Origin of the sequence: Methanobrevibacter oralis, assembly GCF_001639275.1 — an archaeon.
GTDB classification, from domain to species: domain Archaea; phylum Methanobacteriota; class Methanobacteria; order Methanobacteriales; family Methanobacteriaceae; genus Methanocatella; species Methanocatella oralis.
The window spans coordinates 1-591 of sequence record NZ_LWMU01000034.1 but is presented as its reverse complement, the minus strand read 5'-3'; the positions used below and the strand labels follow the sequence as shown (position 1 = coordinate 591).

At 23.7% G+C, this 591-nt stretch carries 1 protein-coding gene; it reads left to right on the top strand.

Annotated features, from left to right (window positions below):
- On the top strand, positions 1–591 hold a 591-nt coding region (locus MBORA_RS00895; protein WP_063720101.1), incomplete at both ends, for a transposase.

Sequence of the window (591 nt, the reverse complement as noted above, 5' to 3'; positions counted from 1 at the left end):
TATAAATTTAAAATAAATGCCACAGGATCTCTAGCAATAAATGGTAATTCAACAATAACAATTACAAATTCTTCAACAGCTCCAGAAATAGCAATATCCCTATTAGAATTAAGAAAAGCTAATTCAACAAATATTGGGCATGTTAAACTATTAAATACTATTTTAAATAATGTAAAAATCTCAAATGAAGAAATAGATAAAATTTTAATAGAAAATTCTGAGGATAAAATAAGTTTTACAGATAAAATTACAAAAACCTTAGAAAAATATTCTGATGATTCAACCACAAAAATAGCCCGAATCATTGAAAAGCATTGCAAAAGAGAATCAATAAAAAACGTGAAAAAAAGAAGAGAAATATGGAGAAATATAATCTTAAAAAATTTATTAGAAGAAAATTTACAAAAGAAATTACTCAATGAAAAAAGAATATGTTTAATTTTAGACAATTTCAGTGTTCATAAATCTGCATTTATTAAAAAAATAGCTAAAATTCTTAATATTGAGTTAATTAATCTCCCACCTTATTCTCCACACTTAAATCCCATAGAACAGCTTTGGAGAATAATGAAAAATATAATTCGCAATGAA